The sequence below is a fragment of the Luteimonas terrae genome, from assembly GCF_004358165.1.
Classification (GTDB): domain Bacteria; phylum Pseudomonadota; class Gammaproteobacteria; order Xanthomonadales; family Xanthomonadaceae; genus Luteimonas; species Luteimonas terrae.
Genome location: NZ_SMTG01000002.1, coordinates 1,817,478 through 1,841,369, shown reverse-complemented (window position 1 = coordinate 1,841,369; position 23,892 = coordinate 1,817,478). Strand labels below are relative to the sequence as shown.

General features: G+C 68.7%; 15 protein-coding genes. 9 read left to right on the top strand and 6 right to left on the bottom strand.

What is annotated here, in order from left to right; all coding sequences use genetic code 11:
• Positions 1-46 precede the first annotated feature (46 nt).
• Positions 47-1,075, bottom strand: a complete 1,029-nt coding sequence (locus tag E2F49_RS08345; protein WP_133393365.1) for a sugar kinase — start codon at positions 1,073-1,075, stop codon at positions 47-49.
• Positions 1,076-1,265: 190 nt separating this feature from the next.
• Between E2F49_RS08345 and E2F49_RS08340 the strand changes: the two genes are divergently transcribed.
• The 5 genes from E2F49_RS08340 to E2F49_RS08320 all read left to right on the top strand — a co-directional run bounded on the left by E2F49_RS08340 (position 1,266) and on the right by E2F49_RS08320 (position 13,380).
• Positions 1,266-4,055, top strand: coding sequence for a TonB-dependent receptor (locus E2F49_RS08340; RefSeq protein WP_133393364.1), 2,790 nt, complete (start codon positions 1,266-1,268; stop codon positions 4,053-4,055).
• A gap of 266 nt (positions 4,056-4,321) precedes the next feature.
• Complete coding sequence (locus tag E2F49_RS08335; RefSeq protein WP_133393511.1) at positions 4,322-7,477, top strand: TonB-dependent receptor; 3,156 nt, start codon at positions 4,322-4,324, stop codon at positions 7,475-7,477.
• Positions 7,478-7,553: 76 nt separating this feature from the next.
• Positions 7,554-8,453, top strand: coding sequence for a pectinesterase family protein (locus tag E2F49_RS08330; protein ID WP_165971151.1), 900 nt, complete (start codon positions 7,554-7,556; stop codon positions 8,451-8,453).
• A complete protein-coding gene (gene pelA, locus E2F49_RS08325) occupies positions 8,450-9,511 on the top strand; it encodes a pectate lyase (RefSeq protein ID WP_133393362.1) in 1,062 nt (353 codons plus the stop codon). Before E2F49_RS08330 ends, pelA begins: the two co-directional genes overlap by 4 nt.
• Positions 9,512-9,564: 53 nt before the next feature.
• Positions 9,565-13,380, top strand: a complete 3,816-nt coding sequence (locus tag E2F49_RS08320) for a LamG-like jellyroll fold domain-containing protein (protein WP_133393361.1) — start codon at positions 9,565-9,567, stop codon at positions 13,378-13,380.
• 87 nt (positions 13,381-13,467) lie between these two features.
• On the opposite strand, the gene E2F49_RS08315 is transcribed toward E2F49_RS08320, so the two are convergent.
• The 3 genes from E2F49_RS08315 to E2F49_RS08305 all read right to left on the bottom strand — a co-directional run bounded on the left by E2F49_RS08315 (position 13,468) and on the right by E2F49_RS08305 (position 16,924).
• Positions 13,468-14,268 (bottom strand): rhamnogalacturonan acetylesterase, encoded by an 801-nt coding sequence (locus E2F49_RS08315; RefSeq protein ID WP_133393510.1) that lies wholly within the window; start codon positions 14,266-14,268, stop codon positions 13,468-13,470.
• A 113-nt stretch (positions 14,269-14,381) separates the two neighbouring features.
• The gene (locus E2F49_RS08310) at positions 14,382-16,004 is read right to left on the bottom strand and encodes a carboxylesterase/lipase family protein (RefSeq protein ID WP_133393360.1); all 1,623 of its coding nucleotides are present in this window, start codon (positions 16,002-16,004) and stop codon (positions 14,382-14,384) included.
• A complete protein-coding gene (locus E2F49_RS08305) occupies positions 16,001-16,924 on the bottom strand; it encodes an alpha/beta hydrolase (protein ID WP_243713515.1) in 924 nt (307 codons plus the stop codon). The genes E2F49_RS08310 and E2F49_RS08305 overlap by 4 nt, the downstream gene beginning before the upstream one ends.
• 169 nt (positions 16,925-17,093) lie before the next feature.
• Between E2F49_RS08305 and E2F49_RS08300 the strand changes: the two genes are divergently transcribed.
• Genes E2F49_RS08300 through E2F49_RS08285 form a run of 4 tightly spaced genes read left to right on the top strand, consistent with a single transcriptional unit; the run spans position 17,094 to position 20,763 of the window.
• Positions 17,094-17,942, top strand: a complete 849-nt coding sequence (locus tag E2F49_RS08300) for a 2-keto-4-pentenoate hydratase (protein WP_425481344.1) — start codon at positions 17,094-17,096, stop codon at positions 17,940-17,942.
• Entirely contained in the window at positions 17,939-18,934 is a 996-nt protein-coding gene (locus E2F49_RS08295; protein WP_133393358.1) for a TRAP transporter substrate-binding protein, read from the top strand. Before E2F49_RS08300 ends, E2F49_RS08295 begins: the two co-directional genes overlap by 4 nt.
• A gap of 25 nt (positions 18,935-18,959) precedes the next feature.
• On the top strand, positions 18,960-19,478 hold the full coding sequence (locus tag E2F49_RS08290; protein WP_133393357.1) for a TRAP transporter small permease: 519 nt from the start codon (positions 18,960-18,962) through the stop codon (positions 19,476-19,478).
• 1 nt (position 19,479) lies between these two features.
• The gene (locus E2F49_RS08285) at positions 19,480-20,763 is read left to right on the top strand and encodes a TRAP transporter large permease (protein ID WP_133393356.1); all 1,284 of its coding nucleotides are present in this window, start codon (positions 19,480-19,482) and stop codon (positions 20,761-20,763) included.
• A gap of 776 nt (positions 20,764-21,539) precedes the next feature.
• On the opposite strand, the gene E2F49_RS08275 is transcribed toward E2F49_RS08285, so the two are convergent.
• Both E2F49_RS08275 and E2F49_RS08270 read right to left on the bottom strand, forming a co-directional pair.
• Positions 21,540-22,412 (bottom strand): methylglyoxal synthase, encoded by an 873-nt coding sequence (locus E2F49_RS08275; protein WP_133393355.1) that lies wholly within the window; start codon positions 22,410-22,412, stop codon positions 21,540-21,542.
• Positions 22,412-23,818 (bottom strand): sugar porter family MFS transporter, encoded by a 1,407-nt coding sequence (locus E2F49_RS08270; RefSeq protein ID WP_133393354.1) that lies wholly within the window; start codon positions 23,816-23,818, stop codon positions 22,412-22,414. Before E2F49_RS08270 ends, E2F49_RS08275 begins: the two co-directional genes overlap by 1 nt.
• Between the last annotated feature and the right edge of the window lie 74 nt (positions 23,819-23,892).

Sequence of the window (23,892 nt, the reverse complement as noted above, 5' to 3'; positions counted from 1 at the left end):
CCCGTCCATTGGCGGGCCGTTTGCGTTTGGCGGGCAACGGTCCGGATCAGCGGCGCACGTCGAGCCGTCCACTGTCGACGAGCGCGTCGACGTCGTGCGCGCCGACCAGATTGAAGTCGCCCGGCACGCTGTGCTTGAGGCGCGCGGCCGCGAGGCCGAACGCCAGGGTGCGCGCATCGTCCAGTCCGGACAGCACGCCGTGCAGCACGCCGGCAGCGAACGCGTCGCCGCCGCCGATGCGATCGACGATGCCCTCGACGGGCAGCGGGTCGAGACGCTGTGCGCTGCCGTCGCGGCGGACCAGCAGCGCGCCCAGCGCATGGCGGTCGACGCTGTGCACGGTGCGCTGCGTGCACGCGATGCGCTGCAGCTGCGGAAATGCGGCGAATGCGCGCGTCGCGGCCTGCAGGGTGCGCTCGGCACTCGCGGGCGCGCCGGTCTCGGACGCATCGGACCCGAGCATCAGGTCGATGTCGCGGTGATCGATGAAGGCGATGTCCGCTTCGGCCAGCAGGCCGTGCAGCAGCGGCGCGGGCCGGTCATTCCAGGTCGCCCACAGCTTCGGGCGGAAATTGCCGTCGAACGACACCGTGGTGCCCTGCGCACGGGCGGCGCGCACCGCCCCCAGCGCCGACTCGGCCGCGTTCGGGCCGACGGCCGGCGTCACGCCGGACACGTGCAGGCAGTCGACGCCGTCGAGCAGGGCCGGCCAGTCGTACGACGACGCGGCGGCGCGCGCGAACGCCGAATCGGCGCGGTCGTAGACCACGTCGCTCGGGCGCAGGCCGGCGCCGGCCGCGAAGAAGTACAGGCCCATGCGCCCGTCCGCGCGTGCGACCCGCGACACGTCGACACCGTGGCGGCGCAATTCGCCCAGCGCGCCGTCGCCCAGCGCATTCGCCGCGACCGTGCCGGCCAGTGCGCTGCGATGTCCGAAACGGGCCAGCGATACCGCGACATTGGTTTCCGCGCCGCCGACGTGCACGTCGAGATGCCGCGACTGCAGCAGGAATTCGCGACTTGGCGCCCCCAAGCGCAGCAGCAGTTCGCCGAAACACAGGATGCGTTTGCCCATCGCGGCAAGGCCTTCTGGTGATCGCCCGGAGGTACGGGCAGGGTGGATGTGGCGGCGCAACATGCTTTGCAGAATCCGCTCTGCTAGCGTTTGGCCCGCGGTGTCATTCGGCACCGGCGGACACCATAACAAGCGCGACCCTGCAGTCAATACGCGCCGAGATCGCTTCGCACCCTGGGAGGGGACCAACATGACCCGTTTGTTCGGTACGAAAAAGACACCGGTTACCTTGCTGGCGACGGGCATCGCGCTCGCGCTGCAGGCGGTGGCCCTGCCTGCCCTGGCGCAGACCACCGGCGCCCCCGCCGACGATGTCCAGGAAACCGGTTCATCGGGGGATGCGACCCAGCTCGATGCCGTGCGCGTGGTCGGTTACCGCGCCAGCGTCGAGAAGGCGCTGGACATCAAGCGCGGCGAAGCGGGCGTGGTCGATGCGATCGTCGCCGAGGACATCGGCAAGTTCCCGGATCTCAATCTCGCCGAATCGCTGCAGCGCATCCCGGGCGTGGTGATCACCCGCGAAGCGGGCGAGGGTCGCAACATTTCGGTTCGCGGTCTGGGCCCGGACTTCACCCGCGTGCGCATCAACGGCATGGAAGCCTTGAGCACCGTCGGCGGCAGCGACGGCGCCGGCGGCACCAACCGGGGCCGCGGCTTCGACTTCAACGTCTTCGCGTCCGACCTGTTCTCGCAGCTGATCGTGCGCAAGACCGCCTCGGCCGAAGTCGAGGAAGGCTCGCTCGGCGCGACGGTCGATCTGCGCACCTCGCGCCCGTTTGATTACGACGGGTTCACCATGGCCGCCAGCTGGCAGGCCGCGTATGAGGACGCGTCGGACCGCGTGTCGCCGCGTATGGCCGCGCTGGTGTCCAACACCTGGGCCGACGGCCGCGTAGGCGCGCTGGTGTCGTTCGCGATCAGCGAGCGCAAGGGCGTGGAAGAAGGGACCGGTACCGTGCGCTGGGCCAACGGCCCGAGCAACGGCGGGTTCGCCGCCAGCTCGCCGTTCCAGGCCGCGCGCGCTGCGGATGTCTATCACCCGCGCTTCCCGCGCTACACGCTGATGGAACACGACCAGCAGCGTACCGGCGTCACCGCCTCGCTGCAGTTCAAGCCGACCGACCAGACGACGATCTCGCTCGACGGTCTGTATTCGAAGATCGACGCGCAGCGCGACGAGAAGTACATCGAGGCCTATTCCTTCAGCCGCAGCGGCACCGGCAAGCCGCAGACCATCGTGCGCGACGGCGAGATCCGCGACGGCGCGCTGGTCTACGGCGTGTTCGACAACGTCGACCTGCGCTCGGAAAACCGCCGCGACCACTGGAACACCACCTTCCGCCAGCTGGGCCTGGAAGCGGAGCACCGTTTCAGCAGCGATTTCCGCATGAGCGGCCGCGTTGGCACGTCGAGTTCGGAGCACGGCAACCCCGTGCAGGCGACGCTGATGATGGACAAGCTCAACGTCAACGGCTACAGCTACGACTACCGCGGCAATCCGTACAAGCCGGTGTTCGACTACGGCGTCGATCCGACCGATCCCAACGGCTGGACCTTCTCGACGGTGCGCCTGCGCCAGAACTACGTCGAGAACGATTTCGACAGCGCGCAGGTCGACTTCGACTGGAACATCTCGACCGGCTTCCGCCTCAAGGGTGGCGTGCTGGCGAAGAACTACGATTTCGCCTCGCGCGAGTTCCGCCGCGGTGCCAATGAAACCGTCGTCCCCAGCTTCCCGGGCGGCTCGACGATTGTGCCGGCCGACTACGTCGCGCTCGCCAGCCTCAGCGGCCTGGCCGGCGCGCCGGGCACGTGGGTGGTGCCGGACTTCAACAGGATCGCGAACCTGTTCGGCATCTTCAGCAATGAAGGCACCTTCGCGATGACCCAGTTCGCCGCCAGCACGCGCGGTGTGTCGGAAGAGGATCGCGGCGGCTATCTGCAGGGCGAGTTCTCGACCGATCTGGGTTCGATCCCGTTCTCGGGCAACTTCGGTGTCCGCTACGTGCGCACACGCCAGGAATCGAGCGGCATCGCATCGGCTACCGGTACGCCGGTCCCGACCACGGTGACGCGCGAATACAACGACACGCTGCCGTCGATGAACCTGGTGGCCGAGATCGCGCCGGACTTCCTGATCCGCCTCGGTGCGGCCAAGGTGATGTCGCGTCCGGGTCTGGGCAGCCTGACGCCCGGCGTGAACGTCAACATCAGCGGCTCCGCGCGCGCGGTCTCCGGCGGCAATCCGCTGCTCGACCCGATCCGCGCCAAGACCGCCGACCTCGGCTTCGAGTGGTACTTCGACGAAGGCGCGATGCTCGGCCTGGGCCTGTTCTACAAGGACATCGACTCCTTCATCCAGAACACTCGCGAGACCCGCACCTTTGCGTCCAGCGGCCTGCCGGTCAGCCTGCTCGACGGCACCGGCGTGTCGCCGAACGAAGAGTTCGTGTTCTCGGTGCCGATCAATACGCCCGGCGGCGAGCTCAAGGGCTTTGAGGCGAACTACACGCAGCCCTTCACTTTCCTGCCGGGCGTGTGGCGCGATTTCGGCGTGCAGCTCAATTACACCTACGTCGACTCGCAGATCCAGTACCTGACCTCGACCGGTGCGAACGCGCAGAAGACCGATCTGACGGGTCTGTCCAAGCACGCCTGGAACGCGACGCTGTTCTACGAGGGTGCACGCTTCTCCGGCCGCGTGTCCGCGACCAACCGCGACGACTATCTGATCCAGGTGCCGGGCACCGAGATCGGCTTCGACAGCGCTGGCAACGGTGTGCACGGTCAGAACGGCACGACGACGATCGACGCCTCGGTGCGCTGGAAGCTCAGCGACCAGTTCGAAGTCACGCTGGAGGGCATCAACCTCACCAACGTCGCGCAGGAATCGTGGGTGGCCAATCCGAGCCTGCAGTTGCCGCTGGAATACAGCGAAACGGGCCGCCAGTATCTGCTGGGACTGCGCTACAAGTTCTGACGGTTCGACTGACGCAAACCGAAAAGCCGGAGCAGAAATGCTCCGGCTTTTTTTTGTGCGTCCGAAATCATGCGGATGCCGGGTTCGCAGCTGCTTTTCGCGACATCCGCCCCCGTCTTGTTGCGTTGCAAGATGTCGCACGCCTGTCACGCTGTTAGCGTACGCGCCTCGAATGACCAGCGGTGTCATTCGTTCCGGCCGTGGAGACGCGCAGGGCGCACTCCGGCATCGGCAACACATCACGTTTCTCGGGGAGCACAGCCATGATGGATCGCGTCCGTCACCGTCGGAAGACACCGGTTACCTTGCTTGCGGCCGGTATCGCCGCCGTGCTCGCGTCGCCTGTACTCGCGCAGGAGTCGTCGCAGGACGCGCGCGCCGTGGATCTCGATGCGGTGACCGTCACCGGCTATCGCGAAAGCCTGCAGAAGTCGCTCGACGAGAAGCGCTACAGCGTGGAGCAGGTCGATGCGATCTTCGCCGAGGACATCGGCAAGTTCCCCGACCAGAACCTCGCCGAATCGCTGCAGCGCATCGCCGGCATCTCGATCGATCGCGAGGGCGGCGAAGGCCAGCGTATCTCCGTGCGCGGCCTGGGCTCGGACTTCACCCGCGTGCGCCTGAACGGTCTCGAGGCACTGGCCACCGCCGGCAGTGGCAGCGCCGGCGTGAACCGCTCGCGCGGCTTCGACTTCAATACCTTCGCCTCCGAACTCTTCAGCCAGGTCAAGGTCAACAAGACCCAATCGGCGCAGATGGACGAAGGCTCGCTGGGTTCGACGGTCGATCTGCGCGGATCGCGCCCGTTCGACTTCAAGGGCTTCCGCGCCTCGGCCAGCGCGCAGGTCGGCTACAACGAGCTGTCGGAAGAAAGCGATCCGCGCATCTCCGGCCTGATCAGCAACACCTGGGCCGACGGCCGCGTCGGCGCACTGCTGTCGGCTTCCTACAGCCAGCGCACGATCTTCGAGGAAGGCTACAACCCGATCCGCTGGGAACACGGCAACCACCGCAACTCGAACCAGTCCAACGCGGCCAACAACGGCATCTACGGCTTCTGTTCGCCGGCCGGCTACAACCCGCAGACGCCACGCAATCCGCTGGCCAACGAGACCCGTCCGGGCGTCGGGAGCCAGGCCAACCAGGACCGCAACAACGGCTACGGCGGTTACGGCATCGACGCCGCCAATTGCGGCACCGGCCTGCCGCGTCCGGCGGCGACGCCCGAGAACATCGCCGCCTACGAGACGGCGACCAACGCGTGGATTCCGCGCTATCCGCGCTACGTGCGCACCCAGCACGACATCGAGCGTCTAGGCGTGACCGGCGCGTTCCAGTTCCGCATCAGCGACGACACCCTGCTGAGCGTGGACGGCCTGTACTCGAAGCTGGAGAAGGACCAGCGCGAGGATTCGCTGGGTGCCAACCTGCACCGCGCGGCGAACCTCGGCGGCAAGACCCAGATCGTCGTGCGCGAGGCCGAGGTCGACGATCGGAACCGCCTGCAGTACGCGGTGTTCGACAACGTCGACTTCCGCACCGAGTCGAGCCAGATCGAGGAGTCGACCGAGTTCAAGCAGTTCAGCCTGCAGCTCGAGCACCGGTTCAACGACGCCGTGCGTCTGGACGCGACGGTCGGTCATTCGTCGTCGGACTATTCGCGTCCGGTGTTCTCGATGGTCAGCTTCGACAATTCCAATCTCGACGGCTTCGTGCTGGACCTGCGCGGCAATCCCGAGATGCCGAGCATGACCTTCCCCTTCGACACCGGCAGCGCCGGTGCCTGGCAGTGGCTCGGCTATGGCGCGGTGCCGGTCAACAGCAACGGCACCGCGCGCGGCGCGAACATCAGCGAGGTGCGCCTGAACCCGAACTACGTCAGCAACGCCTTCGATTCGGCGAAGGTCGACCTGTCGTTCGATCTCGATCCCACCTTCACCTTCCGCACGGGCCTGGCGTGGAAGGACTACGACATGCGCAGCGAGGAGTACCGGCACATCAGCTACGGCCGTCTGCCGCAGGCGCTGCCGGCCGGTGTGACCATCGGTGATCTGAGCACCACGCTCGAGGGCTTCGGCAAGAACCTCTCGGGCAACATGCCCGGCTCGTGGCTGATTCCGGACTTCGACAAGATCGCCGCGGCGCTGAACATCTACAGCAACGCCGACAACGGCGTGCCCGGCGGCGACTACCGACTGGCCGGCATCGGCCACTTCGGTTCGGCCAACAACAACTTCTCGGTCAACGAGCGCAGCATGGCGACCTACGCCCAGCTGGATTTCAACACCGATCTGCTCGACCGCGCGCTGCGCGGCAATGTCGGCGTGCGCCTGGTGAAGACCCAGATCAGCGCGGCCGGCTGGGCGCCGTGCCCCACCGGCGGCGAGGCCAACTGCGAGCGTGTGTTCGGCGTGGCCAATGCCACGTCCGCCGCGGGCGACCGCTTCGTCGTCGAGAGCGTCGTCGGCCACAACTACACCGACGTGCTGCCCTCGTTGAACCTGTCCTGGGATCTGAGCGACACCTTCGTGCTGCGTTTCGGTGCGGCCAAGACGATGGCCCGCCCGACCCTGACCTACATGTCGCCCAGCGTGACGGGCGGCCCGACCAACTTCTTCGACGACGGCCGCTACTACTCGATCAACCTCGGCAATCCGAAGCTCGATCCCTTCCGTTCGACCAACTACGACCTCAGCGCCGAGTGGTACTTCGCCGAAGGCGGCCTGCTGTCGGCGGCGGTGTTCTACAAGGACATCGAGAGCTACGTGCAGCGCACCCGCCTGCTCAGCACCTGGTCGGATCTGGGCTACTCGCTCGACCTGCTGCCGCCGGGCTTCACCGCCGACACCATCTTCAACGTGCAGAGCTACTACAACACGCCGGGCGGTCCGCTGAAGGGCTGGGAGCTGACCTACCAGCAGCCCTTCACCTTCCTGCCGGGCTTCTGGAGCAAGTTCGGCGTGCAGATGAACTACACGCACGTCGATTCGGACATCGAGTATCTGTTCAGTACCGCGGCCAGCAACAACACCGCCATCGTCACCCAGGTCACCGAGAACCAGCTGGTGAACCTGTCGCCGAACTCGTACAACGCCACGCTGTACTACGACGACGGCCGCTTCAGCGCCCGCGTGTCGACCAGCTATCGCGACGGCTACATCGGCGAGGTCCTCAGCCGCGAGAACGTGTGGGATCTCGACGGCAACCAGTTCGGCACCGCGGACGTGACCGGCAAGCACGCCGTGCGCAACGTGGACTTCAACACGTCCTGGAAGGTCAACGACAAGCTCAGCCTGACGTTCGAGGCGATCAATCTGCTCGACACGCCCGACCGCCGCTACGTCGATTCGGACCTGATGCTGCCCGACCGCTACACCACGACGGGTCGCCAGTACTACGTCGGTGCGCGCTATCGCTTCTGAGGCCTCCCTGCGTCACCCGCTGCCGTCGCTCCGGCGACGGTGGCGGGGGCGTGTCTGGCTCGCACTGTCGTGTGCGTTGTTCGCGCAGTCGGCGCAGGCCGCACGCACGTTCGACGTCGGCCCCGGCGCCGATGCGTACGGCAGCGTGCAGGCAGCGATCGAAGCCGCCGTCGCCCAGGGTGATGCGGCCACGATCCGGATCGCGGCCGGCACCTGGCGCGGCGTGGTCGACGTGCCGCCCGGGGCGCCCGCGTTGCGGCTCACCGGTGCGGGCGCGACGCAGACCCGTATCGTGCACGACCATGACGCTGCCCGGATCGACCCGCGCAGCGGCCAGCCCTTCGGCACCTACGGTTCGGCGACAATGTTCGTCCGCGCCGACGATTTCCACGCCGAACACCTGACCATCGCCAACGACGCCGGCCCCGTCGGCCAGGCGGTGGCGCTGGTGGTCGACGGTACGCGCGCGTCCTTCGACGGCGTGCATCTGCTCGGCCACCAGGACACGCTGTACCTGCGCAAGGCCGGCACGCGGGCCTGGTTCCGCGATTGCCGCATCGAAGGCACGGTCGACTACGTGTTCGGCGCGGCGACCGCGCTGTTCGAGCGTTGCACGCTGCATTCGGTCGGCGACGGTTACCTCGCCGCACCGTCGACGCCGGCGGAGCAGGCGCACGGCTTCGTGTTCCGGGACTGCACGATCACGGCCGCACCGGCCGTGACCCGGGTCCATCTCGGTCGACCCTGGCGCCCGCACGGCGCCACGCGCTTCGAACGCTGCCGCATCGATGCACCCGTGCCGTCCGAGGGCTGGCACGACTGGGGCAAGCCCGCGAACCGGGACACCGCGCGGTTCGCCGAGCATGCCAACACCGGGACGGGCAGCGCACTGCAAGGACGCGTGTCGTGGCTGCGCGACACTGACGCCGGTCCCGACACCGCCACGCTGATGCAGGACTGGAGACCGTTCGAATGAAACGTCCGACGCGTGCGTGGCAGGCCGCGCTGCTGGTGGCCGGACTGCTGGCCGCCCACGGCGCGTTCGCCGCCGGCGCCGATCCCGTCGCCGAACGCATGCTGCAGGCGCAGACCGCGTCGGGCGGCTGGCCCAAGCATCTCGACGGCAAGGCGATCGACTATGCCAAGCCCTTCGAGGCCGCCGCCGTCGCCGCACTCGCGGCGGCCGACCGCGCCGACGACGCCACCATCGACAACGATGCGACGACGCGCGAGATCGCGCATCTGAGCCAGGCCTGGCGCATGCATGGCGACGCGCGCTATCGCGATGCCGCGGTGCGCGGCGTGGACTATCTGCTCGCCGCGCAGTACGCCAACGGCGGCTGGCCGCAGTTCCATCCGGACCGTTCCAGCTATCGCGGCCAGGTGACCTTCAACGACGACGCCATGACCCAGGTCGTCGGCCTGTTGCAGGACATCGCCGAAGGCGAAGGCGCGGTGGCATCGTTGCAGCCGCTGCGCGGCGAGGCTGCCGCGAACGCGGTCGAGCGCGCACTCGCACTGATCCTCGATCTGCAGGTGCGCATCGACGGCACACCGACCATCTGGGCCGCGCAGTACGACGAGACCACGCTGCAGCCGGCCACCGCCCGCAGTTACGAGCTGCCGTCGCTGGCGACCGCCGAGTCGGTGACGATCGTGCGCCTGCTGATGCGCCAGCCGCCGTCGCCGCGCATCGTCGATGCGATCGAACACGCGGCACGCTGGTTCGACGCGCACGATCTGGAGGACACCGCGATCGAGCGTGTCGGTACCGCCGGCCAGCGCCCGCGCGCTGTGCGGCTCATCGCCCGGCCGGGGTCGACGGTCTGGGCGCGTTTCTACGACCTGCAGCGGCAGCAGCCCCTGCTGGTCGACCGCGGCGGCACCATCGTCGCGTCGTTGGAAGACATGTCGGCCGAACGCCGCACCGGCTACGCCTGGTACGGCGTGTGGCCCCAGGCCCTGCTGGCGCGGGACCTGCGCAAGTGGCGCCAACGCCATGCGCTGGAGGGCCGTCAGGCCGACAATCCGTAATGACGTGCCGGCCGCGGCCGGCGCGCGCTGTCGAGGAGATCGAGTTGAACCAGATGTCGAAGCGAGTCCTGGCCGTCGCCTGTGCGCTGGGCCTGTCCGCCATCGTCCATGCCGACGACACGCCCCGCCTGCTGTTCCACGTGTCGGCCGATCAGGATTTCGTCGCCGACACCGCGGTCGGCGATCCGGTACCGAACTTCAAGGACAAGGTGCGCCTGGTCGACGACGGCGTGCGCGGCCGCGCGATCGAATGGGACGACGACGGGGTGCTGTCGTGGAACGCGCCCGGCAACATCGATGCCGCGCGCGGCACGCTGAGCTTCTTCTGGCGCTCGCGCGATCCGGTCGGCGAGGCGCCGTTCGTGATCTTCCGCGTCGGCTATGCCGACCATTCCAGCTGGGACATGGCCTGGCTGCGCATCGACTGGAACGGAGAAGGTTTCGATGCATTCGTGACCGACGCCAATCTGGCGCGCACGCGCGTGTCGTTCAAGATGGACAGCGTGCCCGCGGCCGATGCGTGGACGCACGTGGCGTTTGCCTGGGACGAGACCATCGGCGTGCGCCTGTACGTCGATGGCCGCGAGGTCGCGCGAGAGGCGCGCCCGGCGAATGCGCAGGCCGGCTTCGACTACGACGCGGGCCTGGACCAGTTCGGCCTGGCCGCACGCATCCTCGCGCCGCACCAGGTGCAGAGCCGCTACAACTTCCTGCGCGGTAGTGATTTCGACGACATCCGCGTGCACGACCGCATGCTCGATGCCAGCGGCGTGCAGGCGGTGCGCAGCTTCCGCGCGCCGACCGCATCAGTCGCGCCCAACAACCGCCATGCCGCGTGGCTCTTCCGCCACGGCTGGTCGAACGGCGCCGCGCCGCCGCTGCTCGCCACGCCGGTGACGACGATCCGCAAGGTCGAGTTCGCCGACACCAAGGATCTGAAGCAGTGGATGTGGAAGGCGACCGACGGCATCGCCGAAACCACGTGGCCGGGCGTTTACAACCGCTCGCGGCTGCGCGGGCGCGACGACTACTTCCAGCTGCCCGACTGGAACACCTACGTCGACGGCGGCAAGGCGCTGGACCTGACCCTGCCCGACGAGCCCTTCAACCGCATCGAATTGCGCGGCGCCGCCTACGGCGAAGCGAGTTATGGCGCCGATGCCGAGACCCTGCAGCCGCTGTTCGCGCGGCCGCAGGGCGTGGTGCGCACGGTCGACAGCTTCGACACCCGACGCGGCGGCCAGCTGCGCTTCGCCAACACCGCGCAGGAAACGCCGATCCAGGAAATCTGGGCCTACCACGTCAGCGATGCCGCCGAGCCCGAAGGCTCGGTGAAGCAGGCCTACACGATCCGCAGCAATGCCGAGATCGATTACACCAATCTCGCCGACCTGCGCAGCTTCATCGAAGGTCGCTACGCGCCCGAGGAACGCAGCATGGTGCTGGCGCTGCCGGGCCGCGCCGCGTTCCGCGAACGCAGGACCCCGCCGGTGCGCGAAGCGAAGCAGCCGATCGTGCACGTGCTCATTCCCTCGGGCATCGGCAATGCGCCCGCCGCGCAGCCGCTGATCCGCAGCTGGGCGCACAGCTGGGAGAACATGTACGACGGGCTGGACGGCGTCGCCATCGACATTCCCGCGCTGGATCTGCCGGCGACGCACAGCGTCGAGGGCGCGGCGGCCATTCCGCTCAACATCCGCATCAAGGATCCGATCTGGCCGGCGCGCGACATGATCGACGTGTCGGTCTCGGTGACGCCGGGCCAGAAACGCACCCTGTGGCTGGACCTGCGCGACCGCATCCTCACCGACGACAGCCTGTGGATCAGCATCGCCTCGGCGGCGCCGGGCTTCGATGCCGCGACGCTCGACGGAGCCGAAGTGCGCATGGTCTACAAGCCGCGCGAAGAAGCCATCGCTGAGCACGTCGCCGACCGCTTCAACCAGGTGCGCGACAACTGGGGCTTCCTCGTCGAGGAGCACACCACCTCCAAGCGCCAGCGCCTCTACCAGCGCGTGTTCGCCGACATCAGCGATCTGCTGCGCGTCGATCCGGATCACGAACTCGGTCGCCGCTACTGGAACTACATGAGCTACAACAGCCAGGGCCTGCCGCCGTTCGAGCAGCCCGAGGCGCCGGCCGGCGTGCCGCTGTGGGCCTTCCGTCAGCTCGAGGACCTCAAGGCCGTGCGCCGCTTCATCGAATGGTGGATCGACGAGCGCCAGGTGGAATTCGGCGATTTCGGCGGCGGCATCTCCGACGACAGCGACCTGTCGCAGCAGTGGCCGGGCCTGGCGCTGATGGGCGTGATGCCCGACAAGATCAACGCTTCGATCACCGCACTGGCCGATGCCGCCTACGCGAACGACATGTTCGCCGGCGGCCTGTCGACGATCGAGACCGACGAGCTGCATGCCTACGAGGAAGGCATCAACACCAACAGCGCGATGGCGCTGCTCAACTGGGGCGATCCGCTGACGATGACGCGCCTGATGGAAACCGTGCACGATCTCGACGAGAAGATCGTGCTGCGCAATTCCCAAGGCCACGTGCTGTTCTCCAGCAACTGGTTCGGCGGCAACAAGGTCTATCGCGAGCCGCGCTGGCAGTGGCAGAAGCCGTATTCGTTCCCGGTGCTGCACCCGGCCTTCCTGCTCGGCGTGTTCAATGCCGATCCGACCAGTCGCGCGATGATCACCGGGCTGGCCGACGGCTATCTCGCCCACGCCTATACCGACGAGAAGGGCGCCTGGCAGCTGCCCAACGAGATCAACTGGGCCACCGGCGAGCGCCGCGGCGGCGATCTGTTCGACGGCTCGGGCGGCGCCGACACCATGCACCTGTACTGGGCGGCGTGGCGCTGGACCGGCGACGACAGGTATTTGCGGCCCTTGCAGTACCGCGTGGACCGCAGCGGACCGGCGGGTCTGTCGAACCTGGCCGAGAACTACGTCGACGTGCTCGGCAGGCGCGAGGACTGGGGCAAGCGCCTGCAGCAGTCGGCCGACAAGGGCGACACCGGCGTGCAGAGCGTGTTCGCCTGGCAGCAGACCGGCAACAAGGCCTACCTCGAAGCGCTGCACGCCGACGGCATCCAGGCCAAGGCGATGCGCGAGTACATGAACACCGAAGGCCACTGGTGGTCGGACCGCGTCGAGGCGCCGAGCGAATTCCTGCAGCGCGCCCGTCTGGGCGGCCTGGCCCTGCGCCGCAACACCACGTATCCGGGTCACACGGTGAGCTGGCGTTTCGCCGACGATGCGCAGGCCGAGCAGGTGGCGCTGCTGGTCTCGGCGCCGTCGCGCGAGGCCTTCAAGGTCATCGCGCACAACACCGGCGCCCGCACCGCGAACGCGGCGATGACCGGCTGGAACGTCGCCCCCGGACGCTGGCGCATCACCAGCGGCGTGGACCGCAACGGCGACGAGACCATCGACGGCCATGCGCAGACGCGCGAGGTGCTGCTGGAGTCCAGCACGTCGGTGGACCTGTCGTTCGCGGCGGGCCAGACCCAGGTGTTCGAGTTCGAGCTGATCGAGGCCGGCACGCCGGTCGAACTGCGCGCCGACCTCGGCATCGGCCGCGGCGACGTGCGCGTGGTCGATGGCGCGGTCGAGGTGACCGTGCACAGCCTCGGTCACGCCGACGCACCGGGCGGCGTGGCGATCCTGGAAGATGCGCGTGGGCGTGAATTCGCCCGCGCCGACATTCCCGCACTCGCCGCGCCGCGCGATCTGCAGCCGCGCAAGGCCACGCTGCGTCTGGCGCATGCCGCCGGCGTGGATCCGCGCGGCGGCCGCGTGCGCATCGCGCTGCCGGATGACGGCGAGGAAGTGACGCGCCTGAACAACGTCGTCGAGGTGCGCTGAGGTCGGGAATCGCCGGCTGCGCGCCGGCGACTCTTGTGTCACCGCCGCCGTCGGCACGACGCGGCGGGGACGACGAGGTAAGTCGCGTCAGGGAATCAGGTTGCGCCGCAGCGCCGGCACCTGCTGCGCCAGCTCGTCGGCGACGATCGCCGCGAACAGCGCGGCGCCCTCGGGCCCGAGATGGGTGTAGTCGAATGCCAGCTTGGCCTGGCCCATCGGCTCGGCCGCCGCGTTGTCCTGCGCGGCAGGCGGCGCAGGTGTCGTGCCCGCGGGGGCGGCGGACGGCGGCGTGCCGATCGTCGTGCCCGCCTGCGCCGCGACGACCTGCTCGGGGGCGGCCGGACGCTGCGCCGCGCGCATCGCCAGCACCGCCCCCATGCCCTGCACGAGGGCGCGGCTGCGCGCATGCAGATCGACCAGCGGCACGTCGAGTTCGCGCGCGACCGCGCGCGTCGCCTCGGCCCAGGGCGCCAGATCGTCGATCAGCACGCCGTTCTCGAACTGTCGGCGTGTCAGGGGCGTCACCAGTACCGGATGCGCACCGGCGGCGCGGATGTCGGCGACGTAGCGACGCAGGTTGTCGGGATACTCGGTGGCCAGATCGGTCGATCGGCCGGGCTTGCCCGGCTGGTCGTTGTGACCGAACTGCACCAGCACGTAGACCGCATCGAACGGACCGGCGCGCATCTCGTGCAGTGCGATGTCCCACGAGCCCTCGGCGCGATAGTTGTAGGTGCTGCGTCCACCGCGGGCGAGGTTGGTGCAGGCCAGGAACGAGGCGACGTGGCGATCGCAGAACGCGCCGCCCCAGCCACCCTGGACGGCGGTGGTGGAATCGCCGACGAGCACGATCTTGCTCGCGCGGATCGGCGTGACCGGCGGTCGCATCGGATCGTCGTCGGCGTGTGCGGGCGCGGGCGGCCACAGGCAGGCGCCCAGGGCGAGCGCGAGATATCTGGACATCGAAAGGTTCCTGATCAGGGGCGCACGGCGGCGCCGGCTTACTGGGTGCCGCGCTGCACGAACGGCGCCTGGCGGTAGAGACGGCGCTCGCCACCGCGCGGGTCGTCGACGAGGCGGCTCGGCGTATCGAAGACCATCGTTTCGCGCTGCGCCAGCGAGTAGGGCGCCCAGTGCGGCATGCCCGCGTGGTCCGGGTTGCCGGTGCGGGCGAACGCCAGCAGAGCGTCGCGCATCGTCGCGGCCATCGCACGTGCGCGCGCATCGGTGCCGGTATTCGAACCCGCCGCGTCGATGGTGTCGAACACGAGCGGAATGTCGAGCGTATGGAAGGCCCGCGTGCGCCGGCCTTCTTCGGTGTCGGGATGCCAGTCGAGCTGGTAGGCCCAGGTGTTCGCGCCCTGCGACGCGCGCACCTCGAGTTCCTCCACGGCGCCGCGCCAGGAGCGCCCGGCCGTCGTGGCGGCGAAGAACACCTCGGACGGCGTGTAGTCGGGATACAGCCGCCGGTATTCGGCGACGACGACGGCCGGGTCGAGATCGACGAACTGCTGCGTGCGCAGCTTCGCCGGCAAGGTCTCCCAGGTCAGCGCGAAGTGGTCCGGATCGTTGCCGAGGAAGGCGCGCGTCTCGTCGCGGGTGTTGCCGATGACCATCGGAATCGCCGCCGACTGCGGCGGTGCGTCGGGCCAGAACGGATGCCGGGGCAGGGTGACGGTGTCGACCACCGGGCCGAAATACAGCCCGCTGCTCTCCACGCGCGATGGGTCGCGCACCGATTGCGCCTCGATCAGGGCCTGCATCGGAAGCGTGCGCAGGCGCTCGACGTCGGTTGCCTTGAGGCCCAGGGCGCCGAGGAAGATCTCCGCCCGCTGTGTCGCCGCGCGCGGCCCGGCGGCGGTGACCTGCTGCCCGCTCATCGTCCAGGCGCGGTGGAACAGCCCCTGCGCCGCCGGCATCGCCATCAGGGTGGCGATCTTGGCGCCACCGCCCGACTGGCCGAACACGGTCACGTTGGCGGCGTCGCCGCCGAAGGCCTGCGCGTGCTGCGCGATCCACTGCAGCGCCTGCACCAGATCGAGCTGCCCGACGTTGCCCGAGTGCTGCAGGGCCTCGCCGCCGAGGTCGCGCAGGTACAGATAACCGAACGCGTTGAGGCGGTGATTGAGCGTGACCACCACGACGTCGCCGTGCCGGCACAAGGCGCCGCCGTCGTAGAGCGGATCGCTGCCCGAGCCGTTGTTGAAGCCGCCGCCGTGGATGTAGACCAGGATCGGCCGGCGCGCGCCGTCGGCCAGGCCCGGCGTCCAGACGTTGAGGAACAGGCAATCCTCGCTGCCCGGCCCGTCGCGTCCGGGCTGCGCGGTCGAGGCGCCGTAACGCGTGCAGTCGCGCACGCCCCGCCACGCGAGCTCCGGGAGCGCGGGCTGGAAGCGCCGCGGCGCGGTGTCGGCGCCGTAGGGGATGCCGCGGAAGACATGGACGCCGTCCTCGACCGTGCCGCCGATGCGGCCTGCACGCGTGCGTGCGGTGGTCGTGCGCGCCACGGTAGCGGCCAGCGTACCGGGCAGCACGGCCAGGCCGCCGGCGAGGGCGCCGGCCTGCAGCAGGCGCCGCCGGCGCGGGTCGTCGGGATGATCGTCGGAAGACGGGGGCAGGGTCATGGCGAAGTGTCCAGCGCGTCGATCCAGTCGATCGCAAGGCGGGGCCAGCGGGCCAGCGGGCCATGCGCGTCGCGCACGCCGAAGCCGTGGCCGCCGGTGGGGAAGATGTGCAGCGATGCCGGCGCGCCGGCAGCCAGCGCCGCCGCGTGGATCGCCAGCGTGTTGCCGACCGGCACGACGTCGTCGTCCTGTGCGTGCAGCAGGAACAGCGGCGGCGTGTGCGCGCCGACGTGCAGCGCGGGCGACAAGCGTTCGCGCGTCGCGATCCCGGCATCGCCTGCGGCCGACAGCAGGCGCGTGCGTGAGCCCGTATGTGCGATGTCGGGCTCGAGCGAGATCACCGGGTAGATCAGCAGGGCGAAGTCCGGTCGCCAGGCGTATGCGTCGATCGCGTCGCGCGGCATATACGCGGCGTCGCGCGCCGTGGCCAGCCGCGCTGCGACATGGCCGCCGGCGGAGAATCCCATGACGCCGATGCGTCCGGGATCGATGCCGTAATCCTTTGCGTGCGCGCGGATCGTCCGCATCGCGCGCTGGGCATCGACGAGCGGTGCATCGGCGCCTTCCGCATGCGACGCGTCGGGCAGCCGGTAGCGCAGCACGAACAGGGTGATGCCGGCAGCCTCCACGAAGGCGGGCAACAGCGCCGTGCCTTCCTTGTCCAGCACGATGCGCGCGTAGCCGCCGCCCGGAGTCACCAGCAGGGCGACACCGCTGGGGCGGGCGGGCGCATGCACTGCGATGTAGGGCGCGCGCACGTCTTCGATGATGCGATCGGGCACGCGCGGATCGAGGCTGCGCTCGGTGATCCGCCCCGGCGTGGCGTCCGGCTCGCTGGCCCACAGCGACAGCAGTGGCACCTCATCGTCCTGCGCCGGCACCGCGGCGCCCGCGGCACCGGTGGCTGCGACCCACAGCATTGCGGCGATGCACGCTCCCGTTCTCCACCACGACATGCGTTTGCGTGCCCTCCCGAGGCCCGACGGCTGCGTTTTGACGCACTGCACATTGAAGATGACACCGGTTTACCATACAAGACATCCCCAGCGGCCGCCTTCTGCGGCGCAGCACGATCGCCAGGAGATCCAGTTGAACAACGGCACCGCACACCCGGATGTGCAGGACGCACCTGCGGACACGACCGCGCGCATCGTCGACGCGTTCCTGCGCGCCCGCCGCGCAGGCGACGCGCTGCCCGGTTTCCCCGGCACCATCCCCGACACGCTGGTCGACGCCTATGTCGTGCAGGACGCGGCGATCGCCGGCTGGTCCGACGACGTGGTGGGCTGGAAGGTCGGCTACATCGCGGCCGAGAAGCGCGACGGCTCCGGCGACGAGCGACTGCTCGGCCCGATCTTCCGGCGCAATCTGCAGCAGGCCGCCGACGGTCTGGAAATCGCGGTGTTCGCACCGGGCGGTTTCGGCGCGATCGAGGCCGAATACGTGCTGCGTCTGGACGCCGACGCACCCGTCGACAAGACCGAATGGACGCCTGACGAAGCGGCCGCGCTGCCGTCGACGCTGTTCGTCGGCCTGGAAGTGGCGAGCAGCCCGCTGGCGACGATCAATGTGCTGGGCCCGCGCGTGGTGGTCTCGGACTTCGGCAACAACAACGGCCTGGTGGTCGGCGCCGAGATTCCGGACTGGACCTCGCTCGACGAAGCCACGCTGCGCGCCGAGAGCCGCATCGACGACGCCGTCGTCGGCACCGGTGGCGCGACGACGCTGCCTGGGGGCCTGCGCGCCGCATTCGCGTTCGCACTGTCGCGTTCGGCGCGGCGCGGACGCCCGCTCAAGCGCGGCGAACTGATCGCGACCGGAAATGCCACCGGTATCCATGACATTCTGCCGGGCCAGCGCGCACACGTGGTGTTCGAAGGCCGCGGCGAAATCCGCGCGACCGTCGTCGCCGCGACTGCCGAGGAATCGAGCCCATGACCAGCCGCCGCGCCTTCCTCGCTGCCGGCATTGGTGCCTTGTGCGCGGCGCCGCTGCTGCCCCGCGCGCTGCGCGCCGATGATGCGGCCACCGTGCTGACCGCCACCGACGTACACGTATCGAACTATCCGACCGTCGAGGCGGTGCGCTGGATCGGCGAAACGCTCGAGCGCGAAACGCAGGGCCGGGTGCGCCTGCGCCAGTACCACTCCGGCCAGCTCGGTCGCGAGGCCGAAGCGATCGACATGGCGCGCTTCGGCGCGATCGACATGACGCGTGTCTACGCGGGTGCGCTGAACAATGCATTTCCGCTGACCACGGCGCTGTGCCTGCCGTATGCGTTCGATTCGGTCGCGCACATGCGCCATGCGCTCGACACCGGCATCGCGCAGACCGTGCTCGACGGTTTCGGCACGCGCGACCTCGTGGGTCTTGCGGTTTACGACAGCGGCGCGCGCTGCTTCTACAACACGCGCCACCCCATCGTGACGCCGAAGGACCTGCATGGCCTCAAGCTGCGCGTGGCCTCGTCGGACATGTTCATCGACCTGGTGCGCCTGCTGGGTGCGAACCCGACGCCGATGTCGCTGGGCGACACGTTCTCCGGCATGGAGACGCACATGATCGACGGCGCCGAGAACAACATGCGCAGCTTCCATTCCAGCCGGCATTTCGAGGCGGCACGCTTCTGGTCGCAGAGCGAGCACTCCTATGCGCCGGACATCCTGCTGATCTCGCGCCGCTCGCTGGACGCGTTGCGCCCGGGCGACCGTGACCTGCTGATCGACACCGCGCGTGCATCGGTGCCGGTGATGCGCAAGTTGTGGGACGAGTCCGAAGGTGCCGCACGCACGGCGGTGGCCGATTACGGCATCGCGTTCAACGAGGTCGATATGGACGCCTTCCGCGAGGCGGCGCGTCCGCTGCGCGACCGTTACCTGCGTCAGCCCGAACTGCAGGCGCTCTACGCCCGCATCCGCGAGCTGGCCTGACCCTTCACGCTTCACGGAACCCACGATGTCCGAAGACACGACCCTCGCGCCCGATGGTGCCCCCAGGACCGCGCTCGACCGGCTCGCCGATTTCGTCATCGCCATCGCGGCGACCGCCCTCGCCGGGCTGGTCGTCGTGCAGGGCTGGCAGGTGTTCGCGCGTTACGTCATCAACGATTCGCCGAGCTGGACCGAGCCGGTCACGCTGCTGCTGCTCAGTGTCGCGATGAGCCTGGGCGCCGCCGCCGGCGTGCACACCAACCGCCACTTCGGCTTTTTCCTGCTGCAGGACCACATGCGCCCGGCGATCCGCCGGCTGGTGACGCTGCTGGTGCCGCTGGTGATCGTGGCGATCGGCGCGGTGCTCGCCTGGTGGGGCGCGGTGCTGCTCGTCGACGGCCTGCACATCAAGGCGGCCGGCGCGCAGCTGCCGCAGAGCATCAACTATCTGCCGTTGTCGCTCGGCGGTGCGCTGATGGTGGTCTTCGGTTTCAACCAGTTCCTCGGCGCAGTGCGCGCTGCGCCGGCCGGGGAGGGCCGCTGAGATGGGTATCGCGATTCTCTTCATCGTCTTCGGCGTGCTGCTCATGCTCGGCGTGCCGGTCGCCTTCGCGCTCGCCGCGGCCGCGCTGGCCACGCTGCTGTATCTGGACCTGCCGTCGATCGTGCTGGTGCAGCAGGTCTCGGCCGGCATCGGCTCGGCCTCGCTGATCGCCATTCCGCTCTTCATCTTCGCCGGCGAGATCATGATGCGCGGCGGCATTTCCGAACGCCTGATCGCGCTGGCCTCGTCCCTGGTCGGCCGCATGCGCGGCGGCCTGGGCCAGGTGTCGGTGCTGTCGTCGCTGTTCTTCGGCGGTGTGTCGGGTTCGGCGATTGCCGATGTGTCCGCAGTCGGCGGCACGATGATTCCGCAGATGGTCAAGCGTGGCTACGACCGCGACTTCGCGGTCAATGTCAGCATCACCGCCGCGCTCGTGGCGCTGCTGGTGCCGCCGTCGCACAACCTGATCCTGTTCACCGCAGCCGCGGGCGGCGGCCTGTCGATTGCCGATCTGTTCGCAGCGGGCATCGCGCCTGCGCTGCTGATGACCGTGGTGCTGATGTTCACCGGCTACATGGTCGCGCGGCATCGCGGCTACGGCGTGGAGATCTTCCCGGGCTGGCGCGCGGTGCTGCTGCGACTGGTGTCGGCCCTGCCGGGCCTGGGCCTGGTGGCGCTGATCTTCGTCGGCATCCGCATGGGCATCTTCACTGCGGTCGAGAGCGCGGCCGTGGCCGTGGTCTACGCGCTGCTGGTGACGATCGTGCTGTACCGCCAGCTGCGCCTGGCCGAGTTCATCGACACGATCGTGCATGCGGCGCGCAGCACGGGCGTGATCCTGTTCGTCATCGCGACGGCATCGGTGTTCGGTTGGCTGCTGGCCTACCTGCAGGTGCCGGCGGCGGCGGTGGAGTTCCTGCAGTCCTTTGCGCACAGCAAGCTGATGGTGCTGCTGATGATCATTCTGGTGCTGTTGCTGCTGGGCACCTTCATGGATCTGGCTCCGCTGATCCTGATCTGCACGCCGATCTTCCTGCCGGTCGCGCGCGCCTACGGCATCGATCCGATCCACTTCGGTCTGGTGCTGGTGCTGGCAGGTGGTCTGGGCCTGGTCACGCCGCCGGTGGGCTCGGTGCTCTTCATCGGCACGGCGATCGGCAAGATCACCGTCGTCGAGAGCATGCGCACGATCTGGCCGTTCTGGCTGGCGGGGTTGCTGGTGCTGCTGATCGTGGCGCTGTTCCCGGGTCTGTCGCTGTGGCTGCCGGGGGTGCTGCGGGCCTGATCGGGCGGCAGCGCTATTGATGTTTCGAAACGGCCCCGCTTCGGGGCCGTTCTCGTTTTGCGCGCTGCGCTGTTTTGCGGCTTCGTCTTGGCTTTTGCCATTGCCGTTGCCGTAGCTCTGGCTTGGCTGCGCGCTGTTGATCTTGATCTTGATCTTGCTCTTGACCTTGATCTTTCGAGCCGTAGAGCGAGCCGAGCACCGCAGGGCGGCGGGGTCGAAGAGCAGCCCATGTCTGAGCGCAGCGAGTTTGGGCTGCGTGCCCCGTCGGCCGAGAAGCGCAGGGGACCGCCGCAGCTGTATCGCGGCGGATCGCGTCCGGCGAAGGCGGTTTTGCTTCCTTTTGACAAGACAAAAGGAAGCCGCGCGCGGAGCGTGCGGAAGCCCTGGGCTTGATCTTGATCCTGCTTTTTTAACCTTTCAAAGCTTTCAAAGCGAAGAGCCAATGCCAACGCAAGTGCAAGGCTTTCGCCCGCTGCGCGTGCGAGTTTCTTTTGGCGGGACCCAAAAGAAACCAAAAAGTCCCTTCGCCGGACGCGATCCGCCGCATGAAACCGCGGCGGTCCCCTGCGCGCTTCGCCTGACGCGGCACGCAGCCCAAACTCGCTGCGCTCAGACATGGGCTGCTCTACGGCCGCGCCAGGCTGCAGTGCTCGGCTCGCTTTACGGCTCGCAGGTCAAGGTCAAAGGCCGAAGCCAAAGGCAAAAGCAAAAGCAAAGGCAAAAGCCAATGCGGAAGAAGCGAGGCGAAAGAACAGAGCGGCGCGTGAAGTCGAACTTCAGCCCATCGCCGCCCGTATCACCGCCGCCCGCGCCCATCGGTCCGCCACCGCCGGCGATGTCAGGCACGCCACCGTGTCGGTCACCGTCGTGACCGCCCGCTCGAGGAGCTGGATGTCCGCTTCGTGCTGCCGTGCGACGTGCGGATCCTCGAAGAACACCGCGCGGTGGCAGCGGCCGTCGAGGACGAGATCGGCGATCTGCGCGTCGCCGCCGAGGGGACCGCTGCGGAAGCGTTGCGCCCACGGCACGTCTGCGGGCCAGCCGCGCGACCAGGCCAAGTCGTTGAGCAGCCCGCCGGTCGTGCCCGTGGCCACGCGGTCGGCGAAGCGCGAAAGCAGGTCGAAGTGCGCGCCGACGAAGTCGAGCATCCGCGGCTTCATCGCGTCGTGGGCGATCAGCGCGAGCGTCTGGCCTTCGAAGGCGTGCAGATCGTCCGCGCCGGTGTCGGCGGGCAGGCCGGCGTGGATGCGTTCCGATTCGACCCAGTCGCGCGCGGAGGCGACCGTCGACAGGAAGGGCTTGCCCTGGATCACGCACTGGCGCTTGAGCGCGACGGCTTCGGGAAAGATCGACGAGGGATCGACCGGGTCGATCAGGTAGATCGCGCCGTCGAGCGTGCGGTCCTCGCCCATGCCGACGATCTCGGCGACCAGCTTCATCAGGCCGCCGTCGCGACCCAGCGGATAGCGGTGCAGACGGGCGAACCCGTCCAGCGCCCGGTGTTCGACGATCGCGTCATGCGTGCGCCCGACAACGTGCAGCGAATGGTCCAGTTCACGCAGGCCCGCGCCGCTGGCCCGCAGCCAGCGGAACAGGGCCGCGTCGCCGTCGGCATGGTGGCGGCGGTTGGCGGCCAGTCCGATGCGCATCAGCCTTCCATCTGTTCGAGCGCGCGGCCCTTGGTCTCGTGCACGTAGCGCAGCACGAAAAACACCGAGACGATCGCGGCGACCATGTAAAGGGCGTAGGTGCCGGCCAGGCCGATGCCGGCCAGGAGCACCGGGAAGGTCATCGTGATCGCGAAGTTCGAGGTCCACTGCGCGGCGCCCGCGACCGCCAGGCCGGAGCCGCGGATCTGGTTGGGGAACATCTCACCCAGCATCACCCACATCACCGGGCCCCAGGACATGTTGAAGAACACCACGTAGACGTTGGCCGCCACCAGCGCCAGCGTGCCCATCCGGCCGGGCAGCTGCAGCTGCCCGTCGACCAGCGAACCGCTGGCGAAGGCGAAGGTCACCAGCGCGAGCGAGACCGCCATGCCGAGCGAGCCGATCCACAGCAGCGGTTTGCGGCCGATGCGGTCGATCAGCACGATCGTGACCAGGCAGGCGCCGATGCTCAGGCCGCCGGACAGCACGTTGATCAGCAGGGCGTCGTTTTCGGAGAAGCCGACCGCCTGCCACAGCACCGCGCCGTAGTAGAACACCACGTTGATGCCGACCAGCTGCTGGAACGTGGCCAGGCCGATCGCCACCCACACGATCGGCCGCAGCTTGCGGGTGACCTTGTCCCGAAGATCCGACAGGCGCGGGCGATGCGACTCGGCCGCAAGCGAGCCTTCGATCTCGCCCAGCGTGTGCTGCGCCTGCGACGCGCCGAACAGGCGCGTCAGCACCGCGAGCGCCTCGTCGTGGCGGCGCTTGACCACCAGGTAGCGCGGACTTTCGGGAATCGCCAGCAGCAGCACCAGAAACAGCGCGGACGGCACCGCCATCATCCAGAACATCCAGCGCCACGCCGGCATGCCCATCCACAGCGCCTCGGTCGAGGCGCCGGCCGCGCGCGCGAGCAGGTAGTTGCTGAGGAACGCGGCGAACAGGCCGGAGATGATCGCCATCTGCTGCACCGTCGCCAGGCGGCCGCGGTAGCGCGCCGGCGCGACTTCGGCGATGTAGGCCGGCGACATCACGCTGGCCGCGCCGACGGCGAAGCCGCCGAGCACCCGCGCAGCGATGAACATCACCGAGTCGGTGGCCGCGCCCGAGCCCAGTGCCGACAGCAGGAACAGTACCGCGGCGATCAGCAGCACGCTGCGCCGGCCCCAGCGGTCGGCGAGGCGGCCCGCAAAGAAGGCGCCGATCGCGCAGCCGATCAGCATCGACGCGATCTCGAAGCCGTGCATCCATTCGCCCGACCGGAACGCGGCGTGGAGGCCGTCCTGGGTGCCGTTGATCACGCCGCTGTCGAAGCCGAACAGGAAGCCGCCGATGGTGGCGACGCAGCTGATCAGCACGATCAGCGACGTATTCTCGCCCGGGTGGGATGTGCGCATGGTCGCAGGGCTCCAGAAGTGGGCAGTGGCCGACAGCGGCGCAGGCCCGGGATAGGCGGAGGATCCGGGAGGCA